The organism is Pseudomonas juntendi (assembly GCF_021560075.1).
Lineage (GTDB): Bacteria > Pseudomonadota > Gammaproteobacteria > Pseudomonadales > Pseudomonadaceae > Aquipseudomonas > Aquipseudomonas juntendi.
Map to the genome: position 1 here is coordinate 5136079 of NZ_CP091088.1, position 25857 is coordinate 5161935.

The following is a 25857-nucleotide window of genomic DNA, read 5'->3' on the forward strand; positions in this document are numbered from 1 at the left end:
ACCTGTGGGAGATCACACAGCCCTACGGGCTGGGCTGTCGCACAGAGAACTCGATTCGTAACCGCGACGCGGCCTGTGTGGGAGCGGGCGTGCCCGCGAAGCAGGCGACGCGGTGGCAGGCACCGGCTATGCCGGTGTTCGCGGGCACGCCCGCTCCCACAAAGATCCCGCTAAATCAATAAGTTATGTACTGTTCTATGAGAGCTGGCTTGCTGGCGAGAGAGCCTGTAGAGGCACTATCAATCGTCAACCAGGCCCCTCTCTCGCAACCCACGCAATGCCCCTTCCATCGTCCGCATCCCTTGCGCACCACCCGCCTGCATCACCGAACACAACTGCGCCATCCGCCCCTCGCGCACCAGGTTGCGCACCGCCGGCGTCGCCACCAACACTTCCCGCGCTGCAACCCGCCCACCGCCCACGCGGCGTACCAGCACCTGCGCCACCACCATTTGCAACGACTCCGCCAGCATCGCCCGCACCAACGGCTTTTCATCGGCTGCAAATACCTCCACCAGCCGCTCGATGCTGCTGGCCGCCGAGCGCGCATGTACCGTCGCCAGCACCAGGTGCCCGGTCTCGGCCGCTTGCAAGGCCAGGCGAATGGTCTGCAGGTCGCGCAACTCGCCGATCATGATCACGTCCGGGTCCTGGCGCAGCGCGCTGCGTAGCCCCTGGGCAAAGCCGCTGCTGTGGCGGCCGACCTCGCGCTGGTTGACCAGGCTACGCTGGCTGCTGTGGATAACTTCAACAGGGTCTTCCAGGGTAATGATGTGCAGCGCCTTTTCGCGGTTCAGCTGGTCCAGCAACGCTGCCAGTGTGCTGGACTTGCCACTGCCGGTCGGCCCACCCACCAGCACCAGACCATCGCGGTACTGGACCACCGCCTGAAACACATCGGTCAGCGCTAGCTCATCCAGCGTGGCAATACGCCCTGGGATCAGGCGGAAGGTCGCCGCAGGCCCATTTAGCTGGCGAAACAGGTTCACGCGAAAGCGCCCTAGGGCAGGCAGCGCCAGCGCCAGGTCCAGTTCAGCCCCTTGCGCCCACTGCTCGCGTTGCGTGTCATCGAGCAGGGTTGCCATGCCCTCGACCAAGGCGCCCGCGGCGAGCGGCGGCATGGCCATGCGCTGCAGCTCGCCGTCCAGGCGCAGCATGGGTGTCTGGCCGGCCGCCAGGTGCAGGTCCGAAGCCTGCACCGCCACGGCCCGTGCCAACAGGTCGGTCACATCCATGAGACTCCCCAAAGGCTTTCAAGTAGGTAGAATGCCGCAAACCCAACACTAGCCGGCCACCCTCCATGTCCACCCTAGCAGACAACCTTTCCGCGATTTCCGCCCGTATCGCCAGTGCTGCACAGGCAGCCGGGCGTGAGCCGGCCAGCGTCCAACTGCTGGCCGTGAGCAAGACCAAGCCAGCCGCTGCGATCCGCGAGCTGTACGCCGCTGGCGTGTGCGATTTCGGGGAAAATTACCTACAGGAAGCCCTGACAAAGCAGCAGGCACTCGGCGATTTGCCCTTGATCTGGCACTTCATTGGCCCCATTCAATCGAACAAGACCAAAGCCATTGCCGAGCATTTCGACTGGGTGCATTCCGTGGACCGCCTGAAAATCGCCCAACGCCTTTCAGAACAGCGCCCTGCCGGGCTGGCACCGCTGAACATCTGCCTGCAGGTGAACGTCAGTGGCGAAGACAGCAAGTCCGGCTGCGCCGCCGCCGAACTGCCGGCCTTGGCCAAGGCCGTGGCGGCCCTGCCCAACCTGCGCCTGCGCGGGCTGATGGCGATCCCCGAACCCACCGACGACCGCGCCGCTCAGGAGGCCGCCTTCGCCAGCCTGCGTAACCTGCTGGAACAGCAGCACCTGGGGCTGGACACCTTGTCCATGGGCATGAGCCACGACCTGGAAGCGGCCATTGCACAAGGTGCGACCTGGGTACGCATCGGTACCGCCCTGTTCGGCGCCCGCGCCCCACTCAACCCCGGCCAGGGGTGATTGCATGCTTTACTCACTCTTTTCCACAAGGACCTGACATGAGCAAGACTCGTATTGCCTTTATCGGCGCCGGCAACATGGCCGCCAGCCTGATCGGAGGTCTGCGTGCCCAGGGCCTGGACGCCTCGCAGATTCGCGCCAGCGATCCGGGCGCCGAGACCCGCAGCCGCATCCAGGCCGAACACGGCATCGAAACCTTCGAGGACAATGCCCAGGCCATCGACGGCGCCGACGTGATCGTGCTGGCGGTCAAGCCACAGGTCATGAAAGCGGTTTGCCAGGCCCTGCAACCCAGCCTGCGTGATGGCCAACTCATCGTTTCCATCGCTGCCGGCATCACCTGCGCCAGCCTGCAAAGCTGGGTGGGCGCGCGCCCCGTGGTGCGCTGCATGCCCAATACCCCCGCGCTCCTGCGCCAGGGCGTGAGCGGCCTGTACGCCACCGCCGAGGTGTCCGCCGCACAGCGCCAGCAGGCCGAGCAACTGCTGTCGGCGGTCGGCACGGCCCTGTGGCTTGAGCAGGAACAGCAACTGGACGCCGTGACCGCGGTTTCCGGCAGTGGCCCGGCCTACTTCTTCCTGCTGATCGAGGCCATGACTGCCGCAGGCGAAAAGCTTGGGCTGCCGCGTGAAACCGCCTCGCAACTGACCTTGCACACGGCCTTGGGCGCTGCCCGCATGGCGGTCGCCAGCGATGTAGACGCCGCCGAACTGCGCCGCCGTGTCACCTCGCCCGCCGGCACCACTGAAGCGGCGATCAAGTCGTTCCAGGCCAGCGGCTTCGAGGCGATCGTCGAGCAGGCCCTGCAGGCTGCCGCGACACGCTCCGCCGAACTGGCCGAACAACTGGGCAAATAAGGAGTTATCGATGAATGCACTCTCCGGCGCCGCGATTTTCGTGGTGCAAACCTTGGTCAGCCTGTACTTGGTGATCGTGTTGCTGCGCTTCGTACTGCAGCTGGTCAAGGCCGATTTCTACAACCCGCTGTGCCAGTTCGCGGTGCGCGCCACCCAGCCGCTGCTCAAGCCGATCCGCCGCATCATCCCCAGCATTGGCGGCCTGGACACCTCGTCGCTGCTGCTGTCGGTGCTGATCCAGGCGCTGCTGATGGCCTTTGTGCTGATGGTCACCTATGGCACCTTCGGTGACGTCTTGCACTTGCTGATGTGGGCGATCATCGGCATTACCTCGCTGTTCCTGAAGATCTTCTGGGTGGCGATGATCGTGATGGTGATCGTTTCCTGGGTTGCGCCCAACAGCCACAACCCCGCCGCCGAACTGGCCTACCAGATCAGCGAGCCGGTGCTGGCCCCCTTCCGCCGCATCGTGCCCAACCTGGGCGGCATGGACATTTCGCCGATCTTCGCCTTCCTGGCGATTCAGGTGATCCAGTCGTTCGTCATGCCGCCGCTGGCTGCCTATGCCGGCATGCCCCAGGAGCTGTGGCGCATGATCTGACCCCGCATGCACCCAGCGGCAAGCCTTCGCTTGCCGCTGGGGGTAGCGCTCTTTAGACTTACGCCTCCGTCAAGCGTGAGCAGGGTCGATGTCCACTGTCTTTCCCGAAGATTCCGTCGGTCTGGTAGTACCGCAAACCGCCCGGTTCGATGAACCGCTGGCGCTGGCCTGCGGCCGCTCCCTGGCCAGTTACGAGCTGGTCTACGAGACCTACGGCACCCTCAATGCCAGCGCGAGCAATGCCGTGCTGATCTGCCATGCGCTGTCTGGCCACCACCATGCCGCCGGCTATCATGCTGCCAACGACCGTAAACCGGGTTGGTGGGACAGCTGCATCGGCCCTGGCAAGCCCATCGATACCAACCGTTTCTTCGTGGTCAGCCTGAACAACCTCGGCGGTTGCAACGGCAGCACCGGCCCCAGCAGCGTCAACCCGGCCACTGGCAAACCCTACGGCGCCGAGTTTCCGGTACTGACGGTGGAAGACTGGGTGCACAGCCAGGCGCGCCTGGCCGATCGCCTGGGCATCCAGCAGTGGGCAGCCATCGTTGGCGGCAGCCTGGGTGGCATGCAGGCGCTACAGTGGACCATGAGCTACCCGGAGCGCGTGCGCCACTGCGTCGACATCGCCTCGGCACCGAAACTGTCGGCGCAGAATATCGCCTTCAACGAAGTGGCACGCCAGGCCATCCTCACCGACCCCGAGTTCCACGGCGGTTCGTTCCAGGACCAGGGCGTGATCCCCAAGCGGGGCTTGATGCTGGCGCGCATGGTCGGCCACATCACCTACCTGTCCGATGACTCGATGGGTGAAAAATTCGGCCGCGAGCTCAAGAGCGACAAGCTCAACTATGACTTTCACAGCGTCGAGTTCCAGGTCGAGAGCTACCTGCGCTACCAGGGCGAGGAGTTTTCCGGGCGGTTCGATGCCAACACCTACCTGCTGATGACCAAGGCCCTGGACTACTTCGACCCGGCTGCCGCCCACGGCGGCGACCTGGCAGCCACCCTGGCCAACGTCAAGGCGGACTACTGCATCATGTCGTTCACCACCGACTGGCGCTTCTCCCCGGCCCGTTCACGGGAGATCGTCGACGCCCTGATGGCAGCGCGCAAGAACGTCTGCTACCTGGAGATCGACTCACCTTATGGGCACGATGCCTTCTTGATCCCCACACCTCGCTACATGCAGGGTTTCTCGAACTACATGAACCGCATTGCCATCTGAGGACAGCATGAGAGCCGATCTGGAAATCATCCACGACTGGATCCCCGCCGGCAGCCGGGTACTCGACCTGGGCTGCGGCAGCGGCGAACTGCTGGCCTCGCTACGTGACCGCAAGCAGGTCACCGGCTATGGCCTGGAGATCGACCCCGACAACATCGCCGCCTGCGTGGCCAAGGGCGTGAACGTCATCGAGCAAGACCTGGACAAAGGCTTGGGCAACTTCGCCAGCAACAGTTTTGACGTGGTGATCATGACGCAGGCCCTGCAGGCCGTGGAGTACCCCGATCGCATCCTCGACGAGATGCTGCGCGTGGGCCGCCAGTGCATCATCACCTTCCCCAACTTCGGGCACTGGCGTTGCCGCTGGTACCTGGCGACCAAAGGCCGCATGCCGGTATCGGACTTCATGCCCTATACCTGGTACAACACACCGAACATTCACTTCTGCACGTTCGCCGACTTTGAAGAGCTGGTGCATGAGCGCCGGGCCAAGGTGCTCGACCGCCTGGCGGTCGACCACCAGCACCGCAATGGGTGGGGTGGCCGGCTTTGGCCTAATCTTCTGGGTGAGATCGGCATCTACCGCGTCAGCAGCCCTAACCTGCAAGAGCGCCAGCTGGCGGTCTGACGCACACCGGGGAAAGCGCCCCATGCGTCGCCCCGTGCGCAGCAGCCCGCTAGGATTCAAGCAGAGTATCGAAACCGGCGGCATCAGCAACTCCCTCAGTTTCAACCAGGAAGTGTTCCCAGGCGAATGATGAATTTCCAGCAACTCGTATTGGCCAGCCACAACGCCGGCAAACTCAAGGAACTCCAGGCCATGCTCGGCCACTCGGTGCAACTGCGCTCGATTGGCGAATTCAGCCAGGTAGAGCCGGAAGAAACCGGCTTGTCGTTCGTCGAGAACGCCATCCTCAAGGCGCGCAACGCTGCACGTATTTCCGGCCTGCCGGCCTTGGCCGACGATTCCGGCCTGGCCGTGGACTTCCTCGGCGGTGCGCCGGGTATCTACTCGGCGCGCTATGCCGATGGCAAGGGTGACGCGGCAAACAATGCCAAGCTGCTCGACGTACTGAAAGACGTACCAGAAGCCGAGCGCGGTGCACAGTTCGTCTGTGTGCTGGCACTGGTACGCCACGCGGATGACCCGCTCCCGATCCTCTGCGAGGGCCTGTGGCAAGGGCGCATTCTGTTCCAGGCCAGTGGCGAGCATGGCTTTGGCTATGACCCACTGTTCTGGGTGCCCGAACGCAACTGCTCCAGCGCCGACCTGGCACCTGTGGACAAGAACCAGCTCAGCCACCGCGCCCGCGCCATGGCCCTGCTGCGCCAACGCCTGGGCCTGGCATGATCGCAACGCTGGCTACCCCTGGCGCGGCGGGCTTTACCAGCCTGCCGCCGCTGGCGCTGTACATCCACATTCCGTGGTGCGTGCGCAAATGCCCTTACTGCGACTTCAACTCCCACGCGGCCGGCCCTGAGCTGCCGGAAGACGCCTACGTCGCGGCACTGCTGACCGACCTGGACCAGGAGCTGGCGGCGGTGCAAGGCAGGCCGATCAGCTCGATCTTCTTCGGTGGCGGTACGCCCAGCCTGTTCAGTGCAGGCGCCCTGGGCCGCCTGCTGCGCGGCGTGGAGCAGCGCATACCGTTCGCAGCGGACATCGAGATCACCCTGGAGGCCAACCCGGGCACCTTCGAGCAGGACAAGTTCAAGGCCTACCGGCAAACCGGCATCAATCGCCTGTCCATTGGCGTGCAGAGCTTTCAGCCGGCCAAGCTGCAGGCCCTGGGGCGCATCCACAATGGTGACGAAGCCGTCCGCGCAGCCGGCATGGCGCGCGCCGCCGGGTTCGACAACTTCAACATGGACCTCATGCACGGCCTGCCCGACCAGTCGCTGGAAGACGCCCTGGGCGACCTGCGCCAAGCCATGGACCTGGGACCCACGCACCTGTCGTGGTACCAACTGACCGTCGAACCCAACACGGTATTCTGGAACCAGCCGCCGGAGCTGCCCGAGGACGACATTCTCTGGGACATCCAGGAAGCCGGCCAGGCGCTGATGGCCGGGCATGGTTTTCGCCAGTACGAGGTCTCGGCCTATGCTCAGGCCGGCCGCGCTGCGCGGCATAACCTCAACTACTGGCGTTTTGGCGACTTCATCGGCATCGGCGCCGGCGCCCACGGCAAACTGACCTTCGCTGACGGCCGTATCCTGCGCACCTGGAAGACTCGCTTGCCCAAGGACTACCTGAACCTGGCCAAACCGTACAAAGCCGGTGAGAAGCTGCTGCCAGTCGACGAGTTGCCGTTCGAGTTCCTGATGAACGCCCTGCGCCTGACCGATGGCGTGGAAGCCCAGCTGTTCACCCAGCGCACCGGCTTGCCGCTGGAGCAGTTGCGCGAAGCCCGTCGGGCAGCCGAACAAAAGGGCCTTTTGCAGGTCGAACCGGATCGACTGGTGGCCACGCCAAGGGGCCAGCTATTCCTCAATGACCTGCTGCAGTATTTCTTGACCTAAGGATGACCCATGGATCTGGTACTTGATCTGCTCGCGACGGTTTCCCGCTGGAGCCGCGGCAACCTGTCAGAAATTTCGCTGGCCTTGGTAGGCTGCCTGCTGGTGCTGTTCGGCAGCGACGTCAAAGGCTGGGCCGAACAACGACTGGGCAGCCTGGGTGGCGCTCTGCGCGTACCGTTCATGGCGGTGATGGTGATGGTCGGCAGCGGCGCGGCACTGATCTATGCCACACCCTGGGTGGTGAAGGGGCTGAGCCAGTTCAACAACTACGCACTGGCGCCGGTGCTGCTGGTGGTCGTGGTGCTGATTGGCGTGGTGGCCGACCGGCGCGGCTGAGACACAGCCTGGGGCTGAACGCTTGTGGGACATTCTGTCTTGCCCAGTTTCTGGAAGCTGGCGCGATCACTGTAGGAGCGGGTTTACCCGCGAAGAGGTCGGCACTGCCAGCAGAAGGCTTGAGATAGCCGGGGCTGCTTTGCAGCCCATCGCGACACAAGGCCGCTCCTACACCGATCGCGCTAGTTGATCAGCGCAGGAAACAAGCGGGGCGCAGATTCTAAAAGCTGCCCCGGCAAACCAGGGCAGCCCTACCACTTGACTAGCCTTTAACGGGCGTCATCGAAGTGGTCGCGCATGCCTGCATTTCTACAGGCCACAGCGTACCGAAAGGCCAATTCAGCCGATCAGTCCACCTTCTCGAACTTCAAATCCCACACCCCATGCCCCAGCCGCTCGCCGCGGCGTTCGAACTTGGTGATCGGGCGCTCTTCGGGGCGCGGCACGTAGGTACCGTCTGCTGCGCGGTTGCGATAGCCCGGCGCAGCGCTCATCACTTCCAGCATGTACTCGGCATACGGCTCCCAGTCGGTGGCCATGTGGAACACGCCACCGGGCTTGAGCTTGCGCCGCACCAGCTCGGCGAACTCCAGCTGCACGATACGGCGCTTGTGGTGGCGCGCCTTGTGCCAAGGGTCGGGGAAGAACAGCATCAGGCGGTCGAGGCTGTTGTCGGCCACGCAGCGGTTCAACACTTCGATGGCATCGCAGTCATACACCCGCAGGTTCTTCAAACCCTGGGTCAGCACACCGTTGAGCAACGCACCAACACCGGGACGGTGTACTTCTACACCAATGAAGTCCTGCTCCGGCGCGGCGGCGGCCATTTCCAGCAGGGAATGCCCCATACCGAAGCCGATCTCCAGGGTACGCGGCGCGCAACGGCCGAATACCTGGTCGTAGTCCACCGGGCTGTCGGCCAACGGCAGGATGTACAGCGGGCCGCCTTGGTCCAGGCCGCGTTGCTGGCCTTCGGTCATGCGCCCTGCACGCATCACGAAACTCTTGATGCGGCGGTGTGGGCGCTGGTCGCCGTCGGCGGCGATCGGCGTATCTTGCGAATCAGTCATCTGGGGCTCTTACTTGATCAGACCATCCAGCGGCGAAGAGGCGCTGGCATAGAGTTTTTTCGGCATCCGGCCGGCCAGGTAGGCCATGCGACCGGCGACGATGGCGTGCTTCATGGCTTCGGCCATCAACACCGGCTGCTGGGCGTGGGCAATGGCCGAGTTCATCAGCACCGCCTCGCAGCCCATTTCCATGGCGATGGTGGCGTCGGAAGCGGTGCCCACGCCGGCATCGACCAGCACCGGGACTTTCGATTCTTCCAGGATGATCTGCAGGTTGTACGGGTTGCAGATACCCAGGCCCGTGCCGATCAGGCCGGCCAACGGCATCACCGCGATGCAGCCCGCCTCAGCCAGCTGGCGGGCAATGATCGGGTCATCGCTGGTGTAGACCATCACGTCGAAACCATCCTTGACCAGCACTTCGGCGGCCTTGAGGGTTTCGATCACGTTGGGGAACAGGGTCTTCTGGTCCGCCAGCACTTCGAGCTTGACCAAGGTCCGCGACTCGTGGGACTTGTAGCCTTGCAGCAGCTCGCGGGCCAGGCGGCAGGTACGCACGGCCTCGGTGGCGTCGAAGCAGCCTGCGGTATTGGGCAGGATGGTGTACTTGTCGGGCGACAACACGTCGAGCAGGTTCGGCTCACCCGCATTCTGGCCAAGGTTGGTCCGGCGCACGGCCACGGTGACGATCTCGGCACCCGAAGCCTCGGTAGCCAGGCGGGTCTCTTCCATGTCACGGTATTTGCCGGTGCCGACCAGCAGGCGCGACTGGAACGTGCGCCCGGCCAGAATGAAGGGCTTGTCGCTGCGAACGTTGCTCATCGTTGTTCCTCGGGAAAAGGTTGCAGGGCTTGCTTGTGAACCACCAGGCTGCTGTCAGCCGCCACCGATCGCGTGGACCACTTCGACCTGGTCGCCGTCGTTCAGCAGGGTGCTCTCGTGCTGGCTACGCGGCACGATATCCAGGTTCAGTTCCACGGCAATGCGGCGCCCACTGAGCTCCAGGCGCGTCAGCAGGGCTGCAACGCTCTCGCCGGCAGGCAGTTCGTAAGGTTCACCGTTCAGTTGAATGCGCATGCGCACGGCCACCATTATTCTTTGGGGCCCGCATTCTAGCGCCGAACCGCCCCGCAACCCAAGGGCGGTGCGCGCCATTAGTCGCGATTGTGGACCAGCTGGTCAGCCCAGCCGCCAGGCCGCCAACCCCAGGCATAGCCAGCCGGCCAGGAAGCACAGGCCGCCGATCGGGGTGATGATGCCCAGCTTGGTCAGGCCGCTGAGGGCCAGCAGGTACAGGCTGCCGGAGAACAGCACGATACCCATCGCAAACAGCCCACCGGCCCAGCCCACCAGGCGCCCGGGCAAGTGCGCCGAGAGCACGGCAACCGCAAGAATCGCCAGCGCATGCACCAGTTGGTAGGTCACGCCGGTGTGGAACACCGCCAGGTAGTCGGCCGTCAGCCGGTTTTTCAGGCCGTGGGCGGCGAAGGCACCCAGTGCGACTCCGGTAAAGCCGAAAAAGGCGGCAAGCATCAGGAAGCTGCGAAGCATGGGACGACTCCTTGGATCGGGTCTGTATAATGGCCCCTTCCACCCGTACGGCCAAGCCATCGTCATGCTGCCATCCCTTGTTCGCCGCCTATTCCGTGCCCTGCTCTGGTTCGCTGCCTGCAGCATCGTGCTGGTGCTGGTGTTCCGCTGGGTGCCCCCGCCCGGCACGGCGCTGATGGTCGAGCGCAAGGTGCAATCCTGGGTCAATGGCGACCCCATCGACCTGCAGCGCGACTGGGAGCCGTGGCAGAACATCTCCGATGAACTCAAGGTCGCGGTCATTGCCGGCGAAGACCAGAAGTTCGCCAGCCACTGGGGCTTCGACATCCCGGCTATCCAGGCTGCGCTGGCCTACAACGAGCGCGGCGGCAGCATTCGTGGCGCCAGCACCCTGACCCAGCAAGTGGCCAAGAACCTGTTCCTGTGGTCGGGGCGCAGCTGGTTTCGCAAAGGGCTGGAAGCCTGGTTCACGGCACTGATCGAACTGCTCTGGTCCAAGGAACGCATTCTCGAGGTTTACCTGAACAGCGCCGAGTGGGGCAAAGGCGTATTCGGCGCCCAGGCGGCGGCGCGCTATCACTTTGGTGTCGATGCCAGCCAGCTCACCCGCCAGCAGGCAGCGCAACTGGCCGCAGTATTGCCCAGCCCGATCAAGTGGAGTGCCAGCCGGCCGAGCGCCTATGTGGCAAGCCGTGCCGGGTGGATTCGTCGGCAAATGAGCCAGCTGGGTGGCCCCAGCTACCTGATGCAGCTCGACTCATCCAGAAAGCTTTGAATGCAGTGCCGGCACAAATGAAAAAGCCGCTCGCTCCGTCGGAGCCAGCGGCTTTTCTGTGCAACAAAGGCCCGATCAGGCTGCGATCAGTGCCTTGACCTTGTTCATCGCATTCTTCTCCAGCTGGCGAATCCGCTCAGCCGAAACGCTGTACTTGTCTGCCAGCTCATGCAGGGTGGCCTTCTCTTCAGCCAACCAGCGCTGGTAGAGAATGTCGCGGCTGCGCTCGTCCAGCCCTTGCAGCGCTTCGTGCAGGTTGCTGGTGGAGTTGTCGCTCCAGTCGGCATCCTCCAGTTGCACCGCCGGGTCGTACCGGTGGTCTTCCAGGTAATGCGCAGGGGACTGGAACGCGCTGTCGTCGTCAGCTTCCGCTGCCGGGTCGAACGCCATGTCCTGCCCGCTGAGGCGGCTCTCCATCTCGCGCACTTCACGCGGCTCGACACCAAGGCTCTCCGCCACGCGATGCACTTCGTCGTTGTTCAACCAGGCCAGGCGCTTCTTCTGGCTGCGCAGGTTGAAGAACAGCTTGCGCTGGGCCTTGGTGGTAGCCACCTTGACGATGCGCCAGTTGCGCAGGATGAACTCGTGGATCTCGGCCTTGATCCAGTGCACGGCGAACGACACCAGGCGCACGCCCATTTCAGGGTTGAAGCGTTTGACGGCCTTCATCAGGCCAACGTTGCCTTCCTGAATCAGGTCAGCCTGGGCCAGCCCATAACCAGCATAGCTACGGGCGATATGTACGACGAAACGCAGGTGGGCCATCACCATTTGACGAGCGGCCTCGACATCCTGCTGATAATAGAGACGCTCGCCCAGATCACGCTCCTGCTCGACCGTCAGCAGCGGGATGCTGTTGACCGTGTGCACATAGGCTTCCAGGTTTGCACCGGGTACCAAGGCATAGGCAGGTTGCAACGATGTGGTCATTCAAGAACCTCCGACTTACTAGACTCGCGCTTTTTGGGCGCTGCCAACATTGACCTGGAACGACGGTACAAGTTCCATCGTGAACAAAATGTCAATGCTGGCCTGTAAAAACTATCGCGGTGCCAGCTCGTTCAAGTGGCGGGCGACTGCAATCCATGCACCGATATACCCCAACAACACCGCTCCGATCAAGAGCGACAGACCATCGGACCCCGGCACTCCGCCCAGGGCGAAGTCACTGCCGTATAGCCCGGAAAGCCCTACCACCGCCTCGTTCAGCCAGTTCAGGCCAAACGCCAGGATCCCCCACGCCAGCAGCCCTGCACCCAGGCCATACAATGCGCCCATGTATAGGAAAGGCCGGCGTACGTAGGCATCGGTGCCGCCGACCAGCTTGATTACTTCGATCTCGATGCGGCGGTTTTCGATATGTAGACGAATTGTGTTACCGATTACTAACAGCAGTGCAGAAATAAGCATCACCGCCAGACCGAAGACGAACCGGTCACCCAGCTTGAGGATCGCCGCCAGCCGCTCGACCCAGACCAGGTCCAGTTGCGCCACATCCACCCGCGGCAGCTCCGCAAGGCGCTGACGCAAGGCTTCAAGGGCGGGCTTGTCGACCTCGGTCGGGGTGACTACCACCACACCTGGCAGCGGGTTTTCCGGCAGTTCGCGCAAGGCCTCGCCCAGACCGGACTGCTGCTGGAATTCCTCCAGCGCCTGCTCGCGGCTGACATACTGCGCGTCTGCCACGCCGGGCATGCCCTTGATCTCGTCGCGCAGCGCCTCGCCATCACGGCTGCCGGCATCCAGCTTGAGGTACAGCGAAATCTGCGCCGCGCGCTGCCACGAACCGCCCAGTTGCTCGACGTTCTTCAACAGCAACGACAGGCCCATCGGCATGCTCAGCGCGACGGCCATCACCAGGCAGGTGAAGAAGCTGCCGATAGGCTGTTTGCCCAGCCGGCGAAGGCTGTCAGCCAGGCTGGCACGGTGGCTTTCCAGCCAGGCGTGCAACAACGTGCGGAAGTCCGGGCCGTCATCGTCTTCGCCGCGTTTTTTCTTGGCCGGCTGCGGGTCGGCTGGCTTCGGCGCAACGCGCTCGGAAACCTTTGGCGTACGTGTAGTGCTCATTGCCCGGCCTCCCCATCGCCGATCAAGCGGCCGCGCTGCAAGGTCAGCATGCGGTGACGCATGCGCGCAATCAGTGCCAGGTCGTGGCTGGCGATCAAAACCGTAGTACCCAGGCGGTTGATGTCCTCGAATACCCCCATGATTTCTGCGGCCAGCCGCGGGTCGAGGTTACCGGTGGGTTCATCGGCCAGCAGCAGCGCGGGCTGGTGGACGATTGCCCGGGCAATGCCGACCCGCTGCTGCTGCCCGGTGGACAGGTCAGCCGGGAACAGCTCGCCCTTGTCAGCCAGCGACACGCGCTCCAGGGCGGAATCGACGCGCTTGGCGATCTCGGCCTTGGACAAGCCCAGAATCTGCAGCGGCAGGGCAATGTTGTTGAACACCGTGCGGTCGAACAACAGTTGGTGGTTCTGGAACACCACGCCGATCTGCCGGCGCAGGAACGGGATCTGGGCGTTGCTGATCTGGCCCAGGTCCTGCCCGGCCAGCATCAGCTTGCCGCTGGTCGGGCGCTCCATGGCCAGCAGCAGGCGCAGCAAGGTGCTCTTGCCGGCGCCCGAGTGGCCGGTGACGAACAGGAACTCGCCCCGGCGCGCCCGGAAACTCAGCTCATGCAAACCGACATGACCATTGGGATAGCGCTTGGCAACCTGTTCGAATCGGATCATGGTCAGTCTCGCTCGGCGAACAGAGCCTTGACGAAAGGCTCCGCTTCGAAGGTGCGCAGGTCGTCGATGCCTTCGCCGACACCGATGAAGCGGATGGGCAACTTGAACTGCTTGGCCAGGGCGAAGATCACCCCGCCCTTGGCGGTGCCATCGAGCTTGGTCAGGGCCAGGCCGGTCAATTCGACACTCTGGTTGAAGTACTTGGCCTGGCTGATGGCGTTCTGCCCGGTACCGGCGTCGAGCACCAGCAGCACCTCGTGCGGCGCCTCGGCGTCGAGCTTGCCGATGACCCGGCGCACCTTCTTCAGCTCCTCCATCAGGTTGTCCTTGGTGTGCAGGCGGCCGGCGGTGTCGGCGATCAGCACATCCACACCGCGGGCCTTGGCGGCCTGCACGGCGTCGAAAATGACCGATGCGGAGTCGGCACCGGTGTGCTGGGCGATGACCGGAATCTGGTTACGCTCACCCCACACCTGCAACTGCTCGACCGCTGCGGCGCGGAAGGTATCGCCGGCGGCCAGCATCACCTTCTTGCCTTCCTGTTGCAGTTTTTTCGCCAGTTTGCCGATGGTGGTGGTCTTGCCGGCGCCGTTCACGCCTACCACCAGGATCACGTAGGGCTTGTTCTGCGCCTGCACTTTCAGTGGCTGCTCGACCGGACGCAGCAATGCCGCCAGCTCTTCCTGCAGCGACTTGTACAGGGCGTCGGCATCGGCCAGTTGCTTGCGGGCGACTTTCTGGGTCAGGTTCTGGACGATGGTCGACGTGGCTTCCACGCCCACGTCGGCGGTCAGCAGGCGCGTTTCGATCTCGTCGAGCAAGTCGTCGTCGATGACTTTCTTGCCCAGGAACAGGCTGGCCATCCCCTCGCCAATGGAGGCGCTGGTCTTCGACAGGCCCTGCTTGAGGCGGGCAAAGAAGCCAGGCCTGGCCTGTTCGGCCGCCGCCGCCGCTGGCTCTGGCACGACCTCGACGGCTGTGGCAGCCACGGCCGGCGGGGCAACCACCTCAGGTGCAGGGCGCTCGGGGATCGCCGGTGGCGCCTTGGGTTCCAGGTCCGGCACCAGCGCTACCGGCTCTTCGGCCACCGGCAGTACCAGGTTGCTGACCGGCGCAGGCTCGGTACGGGCGACGTCCACCACAGCCGCTGGCACCGGCGCAGGGGCAACGGGTTGCGGCGCGGGCGCTACCGGCGGCGGGGAAACCAGCGGCTCGGGTTCAGCGGCCGGCAACGGCGGCACAGCGACCGGCGCCGGCGCTTCGGCTGCCGGGGCAGGCGCGGGCGCCTCAGGCTGCGGCGCTTCAGCAGCGGGGGCCTCGACCGGAGCGGCTACAGGTTGCTCGACAGCGGGGGCTTCACTGGCGGGAACGCCAGCGTCCACAGGTTGTTGCGGCTTCTTGCGAAACCAGCTGAACAGGCCTTTCTTTTCACCAGCCTCGGCCGGCGCTTTCTTGTCGTCGTTGGAACCAAACATGGAAGACGGCTATCTCAGGGTAGCGATGCGCCAGCTACGGCGGATCGGGAATTCTCTCTACGCAGAACAGACTATCTTGAAGCCGGCTGGTTCATGCGCAATGTTTTGTCTTAGTGTCCTGTGGGCCAGAACGGCGACAGGCATGGTCGCCAGGCAACCGGATCAGTATCCTAGCACCTCCTGGCCCGTCGACGCTAAACCCAGCGGGCCGCCGAACAGGTTAAACACCGTATGAATGCTCTAGCCCGCCGCGCCGCTGGCCTGTTGCTCGGCACGCTCTGCCTGCCGCTCGCCGCCTTCGCCGCCGATGTGCAACCCACCCACGAATTCATCCTCGACAACGGCCTCAAGGTCGTGGTGCGCGAAGACCACCGCGCCCCGGTGGTGGTCTCGCAGATCTGGTACAAGGTCGGTTCCAGCTACGAAACCCCGGGCCAGACCGGCCTGTCGCACGCCCTGGAGCACATGATGTTCAAGGGGAGCGCCAAGCTCGGCCCCGGCGAAGCTTCACGCGTGCTGCGCGACCTGGGCGCCGAAGAGAACGCCTTCACCAGCGACGACTACACCGCCTACTACCAGGTGCTGGCGCGTGACCGCCTGCCCGTAGCCCTGGAACTGGAGGCCGACCGCCTGGCCAGCCTGCGCCTGCCAGCCGACGAATTCAGCAAGGAAATCGAGGTCATCAAGGAAGAGCGCCGCCTGCGTACCGACGATCAGCCCACTGCAAAGGCCTTCGAGCTGTTCCGCGCCATGGCCTACCCTGCCAGCGGCTACCATACCCCGACCATCGGCTGGATGGCCGACCTGGAGCGCATGAAGGTCGAGGAACTGCGCCACTGGTACGAGTCCTGGTATGCCCCCAACAATGCCACGCTGGTAGTGGTCGGCGATGTCACCCCCGACGAGGTCAAAGGCCTGGCCCAGAAGTACTTCGGCAGCATTCCGAAGCGCACCGTGCCACCGGCCAAGCTGCCACTTGAGCTCGCAGAGCCCGGCCAGCGCCAGCTGACCCTGCACGTGCGCACGCAACTGCCAAGCCTGATCTACGGGTTCAACGTGCCCGGCCTGGCCACGGCCAAGGACCCCCGCACCGTACACGCCCTGCGCCTGATCTCGGCGCTGCTCGACGGCGGCTACAGCGCCCGCATGCCGGCGCGCCTGGAGCGTGGCCAGGAGCTGGTGGCCGGTGCTTCGTCCAGCTACAACGCCTTTACCCGTGGCGACAGCCTGTTCCTGATTTCGGCCACGCCGAACGTTCAGAAGCAGAAAACCCTGGCCGACGTCGAGAAGGGCGTGTGGCAACTGCTCGACGAACTCAAAACCACCCCGCCCAGCGCCGAGGAACTGGAGCGCGTACGCGCCCAGGTTATCGCCGGCCTGGTCTATGACCGCGACTCCATCAGCAGCCAGGCCACCACCATCGGCCAACTGGAAACCGTCGGCCTGTCCTGGAAGCTGATCGACAGCGAACTGGACGAGCTCAAGCGCGTTACCCCGCAGGACATCCAGAACGCCGCGCGCACCTATTTCACCCGCGAACGCCTGAGCGTTGCCCATGTACTGCCCGAGGAGTCCGCTCATGAGTGATCGTCGCGCACCACGCCCAACCCTGTTGGCCACCGGTATCCGCGCCCTGGCGCTGGCAGCGGTGCTGGCTGCCCCGGCCCTGGCCGACAACGCCGCCAAGGCCGACAACACTGCGGCCCGGCCGGCCAACACCCTGCAGTCGCTGGCCGAGCTGGATGGCAAGGCACCGAGCCGGCGCCAGCTGAACATTCAGCACTGGAACACCGCCGAAGGGGCCCGGGTGCTGTTCGTCGAGGCGCGCGAGCTGCCGATGTTCGACCTGCGCGTGACCTTTGCCGCCGGCAGCAGCCAGGACGGCGGCACGCCAGGCCTGGCTGCCTTGACTAACGCCATGCTCAACGAAGGCGTGGCCGGCAAGGACGTGACCGCCATCGCCGAAGGCTTCGAGAGCCTGGGCGCAGACTTTGGCAACGGCTCCTACCGTGACATGGCCGTGGCCTCGCTGCGCAGCCTCAGCGCCAAGGACAAGCGCGAGCCGGCGCTCAAGCTGTTCACCGAGGTCGCCGGCAAGCCGAGCTTCCCTGAAGACGCGCTCAAGCGCATCAAGAACCAGATGCTGGCCGGCTTCGAGTACGAGAAGCAGAACCCTGGCAAAATCGCTGGCAAAGCGCTGTTCGCCAACCTCTATGGCCACCACCCCTACGCCCACCCCAGCGACGGCACTGCCGAAAGCATCAACGGCATCGGCCTGGCCCAACTGCGCGCTTTCCATGCCAAGGCCTACACCGGTGGCAACGCCGTGATCGCCCTGGTCGGCGACCTCAGCCGCGCCGAAGCCGAAGCCATCGCCGCCCAGGTGTCCGCCGGGCTACCCAAGGGCCCGGCGCTGCCCGCGCCGGCGCAGCCGGCCGAAGCCAAGCCCGGCCTGACCCACATCGATTTCCCGTCCAAGCAGACCCACCTGATGCTGGCCGAGCTTGGTATCGACCGCCAGGACCCGGACTGGCCTGCACTGTCGCTGGGTAACCAGATCCTCGGCGGCGGTGCCTTCGGTACCCGGCTGATGAGCGAAGTGCGGGAAAAACGCGGCCTGACGTACGGCGTTTACTCGGTCTTCAGCCCGATGCAGGTGCGCGGCCCGTTCATGATCAACCTGCAAACCCGTGCCGAACTCAGCGAGGGCACGCTCAAGCTGGTGCAGGGCATTCTCGCCGATTACCTCAAGACCGGCCCCACCCAGCAAGAGCTGGACGATGCCAAGCGCGAACTGGCCGGCAGCTTCCCGTTGTCCAATGCCAGCAATGCCAGCATCGTCGGCCAGCTGGGCGCCATCGGCTTCTACAACTTGCCGCTGACCTGGCTGGAGGACTTCATGCAGCAGTCCCAGGCCCTCACTGTCGAGCAGGTTAAGGCCGCCATGAACAAACACCTGTCAGCCGATAAACTGGTGATCGTCACCGTTGGCCCGAAAGTGCCACAGAAACCGCTGCCAGCACCCACTGACAAGCCCTCCGAGCAGCCGCTCGGGGTACCGGAGCACTAATGCCAAGATCCACCCCTCCCGCCCGCCCGCAAACCGGGCAAAGCAAGGGCCAGGGCCACCTGCGCATCATCGCCGGCGAGTGGCGCAGCCGTCGCCTGGCGGTGCCGGATGGTGAAGGCCTGCGGCCAACGCCCGACCGTGTGCGCGAAACCGTCTTCAACTGGCTGGCGCCCTACATCGAGGGCGCTCGGGTACTGGACGCCTTCACCGGCAGTGGCGCCCTCGTGCTCGAAGCCCTGTCCCGCGGCGCTGAAGACGCGGTGGCACTGGACAGCAACCCGGCGGCCATCGCCAACCTGAAAAACAACCTGGAGATCCTCCGCTGCCCGCGCGGGCAAATCCTGCAAGCCGATGCCCTGCGCTACCTGCAGAACCCGGCCAAGCAGCAGTTCGACGTGGTGTTCCTCGACCCGCCATTCCACCAGGACCTACTGGCCAACACCTGCAACCTGCTGGAGCAGCACCAGTGGCTCAGCGAGCAAGCCTGGGTCTACACCGAGAGCGAAGCAGCACCGTCGGCCCTGCAACTGCCCGGCAACTGGCGCCTGCATCGCGAGAAAAAAACCGGCCAGGTGTATTACGCGCTGTGGCAGCGGGGCTAACTATGTAGCGCTGCCTACGGTGCCATTTCGCTGAAGCTGTTGCGGTTCACCCAACCGGAGCACTTCAGCGATGACTTCACCTGCGCCCGTCACCCTCGACCAGGTCTCGGCAGGACTGGCATCTGTGGCTTCAGCCGCCCCCTTGCCACTGCAGCACTTCACCCTGAGCAACGGTTTGTCCGTCTACCTGCGGCCAGACCACACCAGCCAGCTGGCCGCCGTGCAACTTTGGTATCACGTGGGTTCCAGCCATGAGCCCGCGGGCCACAGCAACCTATCCCACCTCCTGGAACACCTGATTTTCGAAGGCAGCAGCAAACTTGCCGCCGGCCAATACTCGCGAGTGATCGCCCGCCTGGGCGGCAACGCCAATGCCAGCACCCATGAAGAGGCGACGGCGTATGAGATAACGCTGCCGGTCGCTCGCCTGCCAATCGCATTGGAGATCATGGCCGATGCCATGAACAGCGCGACCTTCGGCCAGGCAGAACTGGACCGGGAAAAAAAAGCCGTCGAGGACGAAAGGCGCCTCAAGTTGGACAACCACCCAGACCAACAGGCGTACGACCTCCACCTGGCGCTGGCCCATGGCGGCAATGCCTACGGGCAACCGAGCTTCGGTTCCCTGGCCGACCTTGCCGATATAGGAATGGAAACGCTGCGAACCTGGTATGCAACCTGGTACCGGCCCAACAACGCCACGCTGGTGGTGGTTGGCGGCATCGACCTGGCAACCCTGCGCACCCAGGTAGAGCAGTACTTCGCCAGCCTGCCGAGCGCGCCAGTGCCGCAGCGCCCCGCACCACGGCAAGACCAGCCGTTGCAGGCGCGCACGCAAACCGTGAGCCTGCCTGGGTTACGCGAAGGGCTGTTCATGTCGTTCAACGTTCCGAGCAGGGCCACCGCAGCGGATGCAGCCACTGCCCCTGCCCTCGAGTTGATCCGCGAGGTGCTGGCCGGCGGTTTCAGCGCCAGGCTCTACAGTGACCTGGTGCGCGACAAACGCCTGCTCACCGGCATCAGCATCACCTATCAGCCCCTGCTGCAGGGTGACACGCTGCTGACCCTGTCAGCGTACGTGAACAGCATGAACAGCACGCCAGAACAGGCTGCACACGCTGTTTGCCAGCACCTCGAAGCACTGCGCAACACTGCGGTGCCCACTGCTGAGCTTGAACGCGCGAAATTGCGCATGCTTGCCCGCCGCCTGTTCACTGACAGCCAGGTGGCCCAAGCCGAGCGAATCGGCGAGGCCGCCGCTGCCGGCATCGCCGTCGCGGCCGTGGACCAAGACATCCAGATCATCCGCGACCTCGACAGCCAACAGGTGCAGCAAGTGGCACTTGCCTACCTGGGGCGCGAACGGTTGACCACCAGCTACCTTCAGCCAGGAGCAACAGCATGATCCAGGTACCCTCCCCAACCCCCTTGCCGCTGACGTGCAACGGCCCGGCTGACGACACCGCCTTGGCGGCCATGGCCAACCTGCGCTCGGCACAGGGTATCGACCTTGGCCACATTCCAGACCTGCAGGCCCACCCTGAGCACTGGCGAACGGCAGAAGGCACCCGCGTCAGCTTCCTCGCACGCCATGACCGGCCCATGTTCGACCTGGCATTACGCTTTCGCGCAGGCAGCGTACTCGACGGCGCCCACCCTGGGCTTGCGGCACTTGTGCTGTACAGCCTCGACCAAGGCACCGGGCAACTCGACGCCACGCGGTTCGCCGAGGATATGGCCGGTTTCGGCGCCATCCTGGGCAGGAGGATCAGCGACGACAGCGCCCTTGTCACCCTGCGCGCCCTGAGCCTGCCGGCACTGCGCGACAGCGCGATGCAACTGCTGACCGAGATGCTGGCCCGCCCGGCATTGCGCGCGGGCGATGTGGCCAAAATCGGCGAACGGCTCGTATTCAGCCAGGCCAGGTATGGCAACCATCCGCTGCTGCGGATTACCAAGGCGGCCACCGCGCATATCTTCAGCGACCACCCCTACGCGGCCACCCTGACGGCGCAGACTATCGCCAGCATTGGCGATGACCAGATCCGGGCGTTCCACCAACAGGCGTATTCGGCCAACAACCTCGACATCGGCCTGGTGGGCAACCTGACCCGCGAGGAAGCACGGCAGCTTGTCGACGACCTGGTCCGGGCCCTGCCGCAAGGCTGGGCGGCGCAACGCACGCCATCGGTTCCCGACTACCAGGCATTGGACCTGAATCTCGCTGCGGCCAGCAGTACCACCCAGGCAACGCTCACCCTTGCAACGAACGTATCGGCCCAGGATCCGGTGTTCCCGGCCCTGTATCTGCTCAACGCAATCCTGGGCAGTAGCTACGAGTCGCGCCTTACCCAGGAATTGCGCACCCTGCGCAACCTCACCTACGCCATCTCCTGCGACCTGAGGCCGCTGGATGCCGCCAGCCAGTTGCAGATCCACTGGGATATCGCCCCCCAGTACCGGGACGCCTCTGGCGCGCTGGTGTCGGCGATTCTGGCATGCCTGCGTGAACACGGCCCCAGCCAGGCCGAATGCGACATGGCGGTGAACCAGATCGCCGGTAAACTGCACGACAGCCTGGCAGACCGCGCGAGAATGGCCCAGGCCTTGGCCACCTACAGCCACCAAGGCTTGGCGCCAGACCACCTGGGCACCTTCCTCGGTAAACTGTCGGCGCTTACCCCTGCCAATCTGCGTGAAGCGGCGCAAGTCTGGCTGCAGGCCCCACAGGTATTCGTCACCAGCGGCCCGGTTACCGAGCAATTGCCATTATCCAAACCGACCGCGCTCGACCAATAGCGCAGGTACAAAGGCGCTGTTTCGTGGCACTCTAGGCCGGCACATCACGAGTCGCCCAGCATGCCTAGCCTCAGCGCCCCTTTCCGTCCGGCCATCGGCCTGTCCAACCCGCATCTGCAAACATTGTGGGGCCCCCTGTGGCGCAAGCTGCCGGCGCTTGCGCGCAACCGGGAGCGCCTGTGGCTGGCTGATGGCGACTTCATCGACCTGGACTGGCATGGCCCACACCAGCCGCAGGCGCCGCTGGTACTGGTGTTGCACGGGCTGACCGGTTCCTCTCACTCACCCTATGTGAAGGGCTTGCAGCAAGCCCTGCAAGCCCGGGGCTGGGCCAGCGTGGCGGTGAACTGGCGCGGCTGTTCGGGCGAACCCAACCTGTTGCCCCGAAGCTATCACTCCGGCGCCAGCGAAGACCTGGCGGAGATCATCGCCCACCTGCGCGCCCAGCGCCCACTGGCACCGCTGTATGTGGTGGGCTATTCGCTGGGCGGCAATGTGTTGTTGAAATACCTGGGTGAAAGCGGCGTCGCCAGCCAGCTGGAGGCTGCGGTAGCGGTCTCGGTACCGTTTCGTCTGGACCACTGCGCAGACCGCATCGGCCAGGGATTTTCCAAGGTGTACCAGGCGCACTTCATGCGCGAAATGCTGGCGTATGTACAACTCAAGCAGCGGCACTTCCATGCCCAGGGCCAGCATGACCGGTTGGCCGAACTCGACCGCCTGGGCCAGCTGAGTAACTTGCGCACGTTCTGGGAGTTCGACGGCAAGGTCACGGCACCCTTGAACGGTTTTCGCGATGTACACGACTACTATCGCCGCTCGTCGAGCCACTTCTTTCTTGGCCAGAACCGCACGCCAACGCTGATCATTCAGTCCAGTGACGACCCGTTCGTGTCCAGCCACAGCTTGCCGACCGCGCGGGAACTGGCCCCCCAGACCCGTTTCGAGCTGCACCGCCGCGGCGGCCATGTGGGCTTTGTCGATGGCAGCCTGCGCAGGCCCGGGTACTACCTGGAACGGCGGATTCCGCAGTGGCTGGTGGAGGGCCAGTAACGTCCCTCCATGCCCTGCTCGCGGCAGACTTACCTATTCGCCGGTGGCCACCCCATGCTCCGGATCAGTGATCCACTCACTCCACGACCCGGCATACAGCTTGCCCAACGGGTAGCCTGCCAGCGCCAGTGCAAACAGGTTGTGACATGCCGTCACCCCCGAACCGCAGTAAGACACCACGTGCTCCGGTGCCCGCCCGGCCAGCTTTTCGGCAAAGCGCTGCCTGAGCTGATCGGCCGGCAAAAAGCGCCCATCAGGCCCCAGGTTGTCAGTAAACGCCGCGCACTGCGCGCCGGGGATATGCCCCGCCACCGGGTCGATGGGCTCCACCTCGCCGCGAAAACGCGGCAATGCCCGCGCATCGATCAGGGTCAGGTCTGCATTGCCCAGGCGCTTGGCCAGGTGGTCGGCATCGATCAGCAGCGCGGGGTCTGGCTCGCCGCTGAACGTGCCTTGGCGCTTGGGTGCAGGGTCCAGGCTCAGGGGCAGGTGCGCTGCATGCCAGGCCTTCAGGCCACCGTCGAGGATCGCCACGCCGCTGCGCTTGCCCAACCAGACCAGCAGCCACCAGGCACGGGCAGCAAAGGCACCGGGGCCGTCGTCGTACAGCACCACTTCGCTGTCGTTGTCCACACCCCACTCACGCAAGCGCTCGACCAGCCGCTGCGCATCGGGCAACGGGTGGCGCCCGGTACGCCCCTTGCTCACCGGCCCGCTGAGATCGCGGTCCAGGTCGGCAAAATGCGCACCGGCTATGTGCCCTTGCGCATAGCTGCGTTGGCCATAGTCGACATCTTCAAGGGCAAAGCGGCAGTCGAGGATCACCGATTTGGGCGAGCCCAGACGCTCGGCCAATTGTTGCGGGGTGATCAATTGCGCAAGGGGCATGACAATCTCCTGATCAATGGCACAAAGCAATGACACTGGCGCCCCGGGTTACAGCTCCAGGGCCTGGTTGAACGGTACCTGAAATTCCTGGCACAGCGCGTCCACCGCGTGGCGGGCACTGTCGGTGACGAAACCCAGCTCCAGCACCAGTACCTGGTAGACGCCGCGCATGAAGGCTTCTTCACCCAGGTGCGCGGAGTGCTCGCGGGTGGTACTGAGAAAACGTACCCACGAGGTCAGCACGATCCAGGCGTTGATGGTCAGCGATTCGATCTGCGCCGGCGCCATAGCCAGGATGCCTGCCTCGACGAAGCCGCGATAGATCGCCTGGCCCTGGCGCAGGCAGCGCTCGGAGAAGCGCCGGTAGCGGGCGGCCAGTTCGGCATCGCTGTCCAGCAGATGCTCCAGGTCGCGGTGCAGGAAGCGGTAGTTCCACATCGCCGCCAATAGCGCCTTGAGGTAGAACCGCTTGTCCTCCACGGTCGCCGCACGCCCCTGCGGCGGGCGCAGGAAACTGTCCACCAGTTCTTCGTACTGGCTGAACAACACCGCGATGATCGCCTGCTTGTTAGGGAAGTGGTAATACAGGTTGCCGGGCGAAATTTCCATGTGTGCGGCAATGTGGTTGGTACTGACGCATCTCTCGCCCTGCTGGTTGAACAGCTCCAGGCTGTTCTGCACGATGCGCTCTCGGGTCTTCATGCGCGGGGCCATGCTCAAGCTCCCAGTCTGCAGGCGTTGATAAAGGTTCATCTTACGGCGATTCACCCGGCTGATACACCGGTCTCTGCAAGGGTAATACTCGCGCCAACGCAGAAATTAGAGTATAGACTCTAGAAACTTCAAGCTCAGCCAGGAGACCGCCGTGACCTCGCCCATCGCCTTGCCTGCCGTGCATGCCGACCACGCCCTGGAGGCGACATTCAGCGCCCAGCGCCAGGCGTTCGCCGGCAACCCTCTGCCGCCGGCAACACAACGGCGGCAGTGGCTGAAAAGCTTGCGCGAGGCCCTGCTGGCCAACCAGCAGCAGCTGATCGCAGCAATCGATGCCGACTTCAGCGGGCGCAGCGCCGATGAAACGTTGCTGGCCGAGCTTCTGCCCTCGGTGCAAGGCATACGCCATGCCGAGCGCCACCTGCAACGCTGGATGCGCCCTTCCAGGCGGGCCGTGGGGCTGGCATTCCAGCCGGCCAGCGCGCGGGTGCTTTACCAGCCGCTAGGCGTCGTCGGCATCATCGTGCCGTGGAATTACCCGCTGTTTCTCGCCATCGGCCCGCTCACCTGTGCCCTGGCCGCTGGCAACCGGGTCATGCTCAAGCTCAGCGAGGCCACCCCGGCTACTGGCCAGGCCTTGCAGGCCCTGCTGCAACAGGTGTTTCCCGAGGACCTGGTCAGTGTGGTGCTTGGCGAGGTCGAGGTCGGCCAGGCGTTCGCTCGCCTGCCTTTCGATCACCTGCTGTTCACCGGGGCCACCAGCATAGGCCGCCAGGTCATGCTGGCGGCCGCGCAAAACCTGACGCCGGTGACCCTGGAGTTGGGCGGCAAATCCCCGGCCATCGTGTCGGCCAGCGTACCGCTGGAAACAGCCGCCGAGCGCATCGCCTTCGGCAAGACGCTCAACGCCGGCCAGACCTGCGTCGCCCCCGACTACGTGCTGGTGCCGCGCGAGCGCCTGAATGCTTTCGCCGATGCCTACGGCACCGCCGTGCGGCGCATGTACCCTCGCATTGCCGACAACCCTGACTACAGCGCCATCATCAACCCCCGGCAACTGGCACGCCTTGAGCACCTGCTGCAGGACGCGCGCGGCAAAGGTGCGCAGGTGACCGACCTGTACGCCCACGAGACACGCCAAGGGCGGCGCCTGCCGCCACACGTGCTGACCAAAGTGAACGACACCATGCAGGTCATGCAGGACGAAATATTCGGCCCGCTGCTGCCGCTGATGCCCTACGACACGCTCGATGACGCGCTGGCCTACATCAGCCAGCGTCCGCGGCCCTTGGCGCTGTACTACTTCGGCTACGACCGCGGCGAACAGCAACAGGTGTTGCAGCACAGCCATTCCGGCGGGGTATGCCTGAACGACACCTTGCTGCATGTGGCTCAGGACGACCTGCCGTTCGGTGGCATAGGCCCCTCGGGCATGGGGCACTACCACGGCCACGAAGGCTTCCTGACCTTCAGCAAGGCCAAGGCGGTACTGGCCAAGCAACGCTTCAACGCCGCACGGCTGATTTACCCGCCTTACGGCAAAGCCCTGCAGCGCCTGGTCTACAAGTTGTTCATCCGCTGAGG

Annotated in this window: 27 protein-coding genes and 1 pseudogene; 17 read left to right on the plus strand and 11 right to left on the minus strand. The window is 64.4% G+C overall.

Features of this window, described 5'->3' with window-relative positions; genetic code table 11:
- Positions 1-239 precede the first annotated feature (239 nt).
- Positions 240-1235: a type IV pilus twitching motility protein PilT gene (locus tag L1P09_RS23690; RefSeq protein WP_192441224.1), complete on the minus strand. Its 996-nt coding sequence runs from the start codon at positions 1233-1235 to the stop codon at positions 240-242.
- Between the two features lie 65 nt (positions 1236-1300).
- Here L1P09_RS23690 and L1P09_RS23695 point away from each other — a divergent pair, with 65 nt between their 5' ends.
- The 9 genes and pseudogenes from L1P09_RS23695 (at position 1301) to L1P09_RS23730 (ending at position 7541) form a co-directional block, all read left to right on the plus strand.
- Complete coding sequence (locus tag L1P09_RS23695; protein ID WP_009684933.1) at positions 1301-1996, plus strand: YggS family pyridoxal phosphate-dependent enzyme; 696 nt, start codon at positions 1301-1303, stop codon at positions 1994-1996.
- A 38-nt stretch (positions 1997-2034) separates the two neighbouring features.
- Positions 2035-2853, plus strand: coding sequence for a pyrroline-5-carboxylate reductase (gene proC, locus L1P09_RS23700; protein WP_029886159.1), 819 nt, complete (start codon positions 2035-2037; stop codon positions 2851-2853).
- 10 nt (positions 2854-2863) lie between these two features.
- On the plus strand, positions 2864-3454 hold the full coding sequence (locus tag L1P09_RS23705) for a YggT family protein (RefSeq protein WP_009684930.1): 591 nt from the start codon (positions 2864-2866) through the stop codon (positions 3452-3454).
- A gap of 88 nt (positions 3455-3542) precedes the next feature.
- A complete protein-coding gene (gene metX, locus L1P09_RS23710; protein WP_232892349.1) occupies positions 3543-4682 on the plus strand; it encodes a homoserine O-succinyltransferase MetX in 1140 nt (379 codons plus the stop codon).
- Between the two features lie 7 nt (positions 4683-4689).
- Positions 4690-5310 carry a methionine biosynthesis protein MetW gene (metW, locus tag L1P09_RS23715; RefSeq protein WP_054904635.1) on the plus strand — a complete coding sequence of 207 codons (621 nt, stop codon included), beginning with the start codon at positions 4690-4692 and terminating at the stop codon, positions 5308-5310.
- Positions 5311-5347: 37 nt separating this feature from the next.
- A pseudogene (locus L1P09_RS26470) lies at positions 5348-5440 on the plus strand (DUF4426 domain-containing protein); the annotation flags it as partial.
- On the plus strand, positions 5437-6033 hold the full coding sequence (rdgB, locus tag L1P09_RS23720; RefSeq protein WP_235768194.1) for an RdgB/HAM1 family non-canonical purine NTP pyrophosphatase: 597 nt from the start codon (positions 5437-5439) through the stop codon (positions 6031-6033). The pseudogene L1P09_RS26470 and the gene rdgB, both read left to right, overlap by 4 nt.
- On the plus strand, positions 6030-7205 hold the full coding sequence (hemW, locus tag L1P09_RS23725; RefSeq protein WP_054904636.1) for a radical SAM family heme chaperone HemW: 1176 nt from the start codon (positions 6030-6032) through the stop codon (positions 7203-7205). Before rdgB ends, hemW begins: the two co-directional genes overlap by 4 nt.
- A 9-nt stretch (positions 7206-7214) precedes the next feature.
- Positions 7215-7541, plus strand: a complete 327-nt coding sequence (locus L1P09_RS23730) for a DUF3392 family protein (RefSeq protein ID WP_009684924.1) — start codon at positions 7215-7217, stop codon at positions 7539-7541.
- Positions 7542-7888: 347 nt separating this feature from the next.
- On the opposite strand, the gene trmB is transcribed toward L1P09_RS23730, so the two are convergent.
- The 4 genes from trmB to L1P09_RS23750 form a co-directional block, all read right to left on the minus strand.
- On the minus strand, positions 7889-8611 hold the full coding sequence (trmB, locus tag L1P09_RS23735) for a tRNA (guanosine(46)-N7)-methyltransferase TrmB (RefSeq protein ID WP_009684922.1): 723 nt from the start codon (positions 8609-8611) through the stop codon (positions 7889-7891).
- 9 nt (positions 8612-8620) lie between these two features.
- Positions 8621-9433: a thiazole synthase gene (locus L1P09_RS23740; protein ID WP_009684921.1), complete on the minus strand. Its 813-nt coding sequence runs from the start codon at positions 9431-9433 to the stop codon at positions 8621-8623.
- Between the two features lie 54 nt (positions 9434-9487).
- Positions 9488-9688: a sulfur carrier protein ThiS gene (thiS, locus tag L1P09_RS23745; RefSeq protein WP_009684920.1), complete on the minus strand. Its 201-nt coding sequence runs from the start codon at positions 9686-9688 to the stop codon at positions 9488-9490.
- 102 nt (positions 9689-9790) lie between these two features.
- Entirely contained in the window at positions 9791-10162 is a 372-nt protein-coding gene (locus tag L1P09_RS23750) for a DUF423 domain-containing protein (RefSeq protein WP_232892350.1), read from the minus strand.
- Between the two features lie 64 nt (positions 10163-10226).
- Between L1P09_RS23750 and mtgA the strand changes: the two genes are divergently transcribed.
- Positions 10227-10937 (plus strand): monofunctional biosynthetic peptidoglycan transglycosylase, encoded by a 711-nt coding sequence (mtgA, locus tag L1P09_RS23755; RefSeq protein WP_009684918.1) that lies wholly within the window; start codon positions 10227-10229, stop codon positions 10935-10937.
- Positions 10938-11012: 75 nt separating this feature from the next.
- Here mtgA and rpoH read toward each other — a convergent pair whose 3' ends face one another.
- From rpoH to ftsY, 4 genes are all read right to left on the minus strand, one after another.
- Positions 11013-11867 carry an RNA polymerase sigma factor RpoH gene (gene rpoH, locus L1P09_RS23760; RefSeq protein ID WP_009684917.1) on the minus strand — a complete coding sequence of 285 codons (855 nt, stop codon included), beginning with the start codon at positions 11865-11867 and terminating at the stop codon, positions 11013-11015.
- Between the two features lie 111 nt (positions 11868-11978).
- A complete protein-coding gene (ftsX, locus tag L1P09_RS23765; RefSeq protein ID WP_029886166.1) occupies positions 11979-13004 on the minus strand; it encodes a permease-like cell division protein FtsX in 1026 nt (341 codons plus the stop codon).
- The gene (gene ftsE / locus L1P09_RS23770) at positions 13001-13672 is read right to left on the minus strand and encodes a cell division ATP-binding protein FtsE (RefSeq protein ID WP_009684915.1); all 672 of its coding nucleotides are present in this window, start codon (positions 13670-13672) and stop codon (positions 13001-13003) included. Before ftsE ends, ftsX begins: the two co-directional genes overlap by 4 nt.
- Positions 13673-13674: 2 nt before the next feature.
- Positions 13675-15147 (minus strand): signal recognition particle-docking protein FtsY, encoded by a 1473-nt coding sequence (gene ftsY, locus L1P09_RS23775; RefSeq protein WP_235768195.1) that lies wholly within the window; start codon positions 15145-15147, stop codon positions 13675-13677.
- A 231-nt stretch (positions 15148-15378) separates the two neighbouring features.
- On the opposite strand from ftsY, the gene L1P09_RS23780 reads away from it, so the two are divergent.
- From L1P09_RS23780 to L1P09_RS23805, 6 genes are all read left to right on the plus strand, one after another.
- Complete coding sequence (locus L1P09_RS23780; protein ID WP_029886168.1) at positions 15379-16734, plus strand: M16 family metallopeptidase; 1356 nt, start codon at positions 15379-15381, stop codon at positions 16732-16734.
- The gene (locus tag L1P09_RS23785; RefSeq protein WP_232892353.1) at positions 16727-18217 is read left to right on the plus strand and encodes a M16 family metallopeptidase; all 1491 of its coding nucleotides are present in this window, start codon (positions 16727-16729) and stop codon (positions 18215-18217) included. Before L1P09_RS23780 ends, L1P09_RS23785 begins: the two co-directional genes overlap by 8 nt.
- The gene (gene rsmD, locus L1P09_RS23790) at positions 18217-18819 is read left to right on the plus strand and encodes a 16S rRNA (guanine(966)-N(2))-methyltransferase RsmD (RefSeq protein ID WP_232892354.1); all 603 of its coding nucleotides are present in this window, start codon (positions 18217-18219) and stop codon (positions 18817-18819) included. Before L1P09_RS23785 ends, rsmD begins: the two co-directional genes overlap by 1 nt.
- A gap of 70 nt (positions 18820-18889) precedes the next feature.
- Entirely contained in the window at positions 18890-20224 is a 1335-nt protein-coding gene (locus L1P09_RS23795; RefSeq protein WP_235768197.1) for a M16 family metallopeptidase, read from the plus strand.
- The gene (locus tag L1P09_RS23800; RefSeq protein WP_235768198.1) at positions 20221-21618 is read left to right on the plus strand and encodes a M16 family metallopeptidase; all 1398 of its coding nucleotides are present in this window, start codon (positions 20221-20223) and stop codon (positions 21616-21618) included. Before L1P09_RS23795 ends, L1P09_RS23800 begins: the two co-directional genes overlap by 4 nt.
- A gap of 60 nt (positions 21619-21678) precedes the next feature.
- Complete coding sequence (locus L1P09_RS23805; protein WP_192441239.1) at positions 21679-22671, plus strand: hydrolase; 993 nt, start codon at positions 21679-21681, stop codon at positions 22669-22671.
- A 33-nt stretch (positions 22672-22704) separates the two neighbouring features.
- Here L1P09_RS23805 and L1P09_RS23810 read toward each other — a convergent pair whose 3' ends face one another.
- Together L1P09_RS23810 and L1P09_RS23815 are read right to left on the minus strand one after the other, a co-directional pair.
- A complete protein-coding gene (locus L1P09_RS23810) occupies positions 22705-23559 on the minus strand; it encodes a sulfurtransferase (RefSeq protein ID WP_235768201.1) in 855 nt (284 codons plus the stop codon).
- A 48-nt stretch (positions 23560-23607) separates the two neighbouring features.
- Positions 23608-24273, minus strand: a complete 666-nt coding sequence (locus L1P09_RS23815; protein WP_029887460.1) for a TetR/AcrR family transcriptional regulator — start codon at positions 24271-24273, stop codon at positions 23608-23610.
- A gap of 151 nt (positions 24274-24424) precedes the next feature.
- Here L1P09_RS23815 and L1P09_RS23820 point away from each other — a divergent pair, with 151 nt between their 5' ends.
- Positions 24425-25855, plus strand: coding sequence for a coniferyl aldehyde dehydrogenase (locus L1P09_RS23820; protein ID WP_235768203.1), 1431 nt, complete (start codon positions 24425-24427; stop codon positions 25853-25855).
- The last annotated feature ends 2 nt before the right edge of the window (positions 25856-25857 follow it).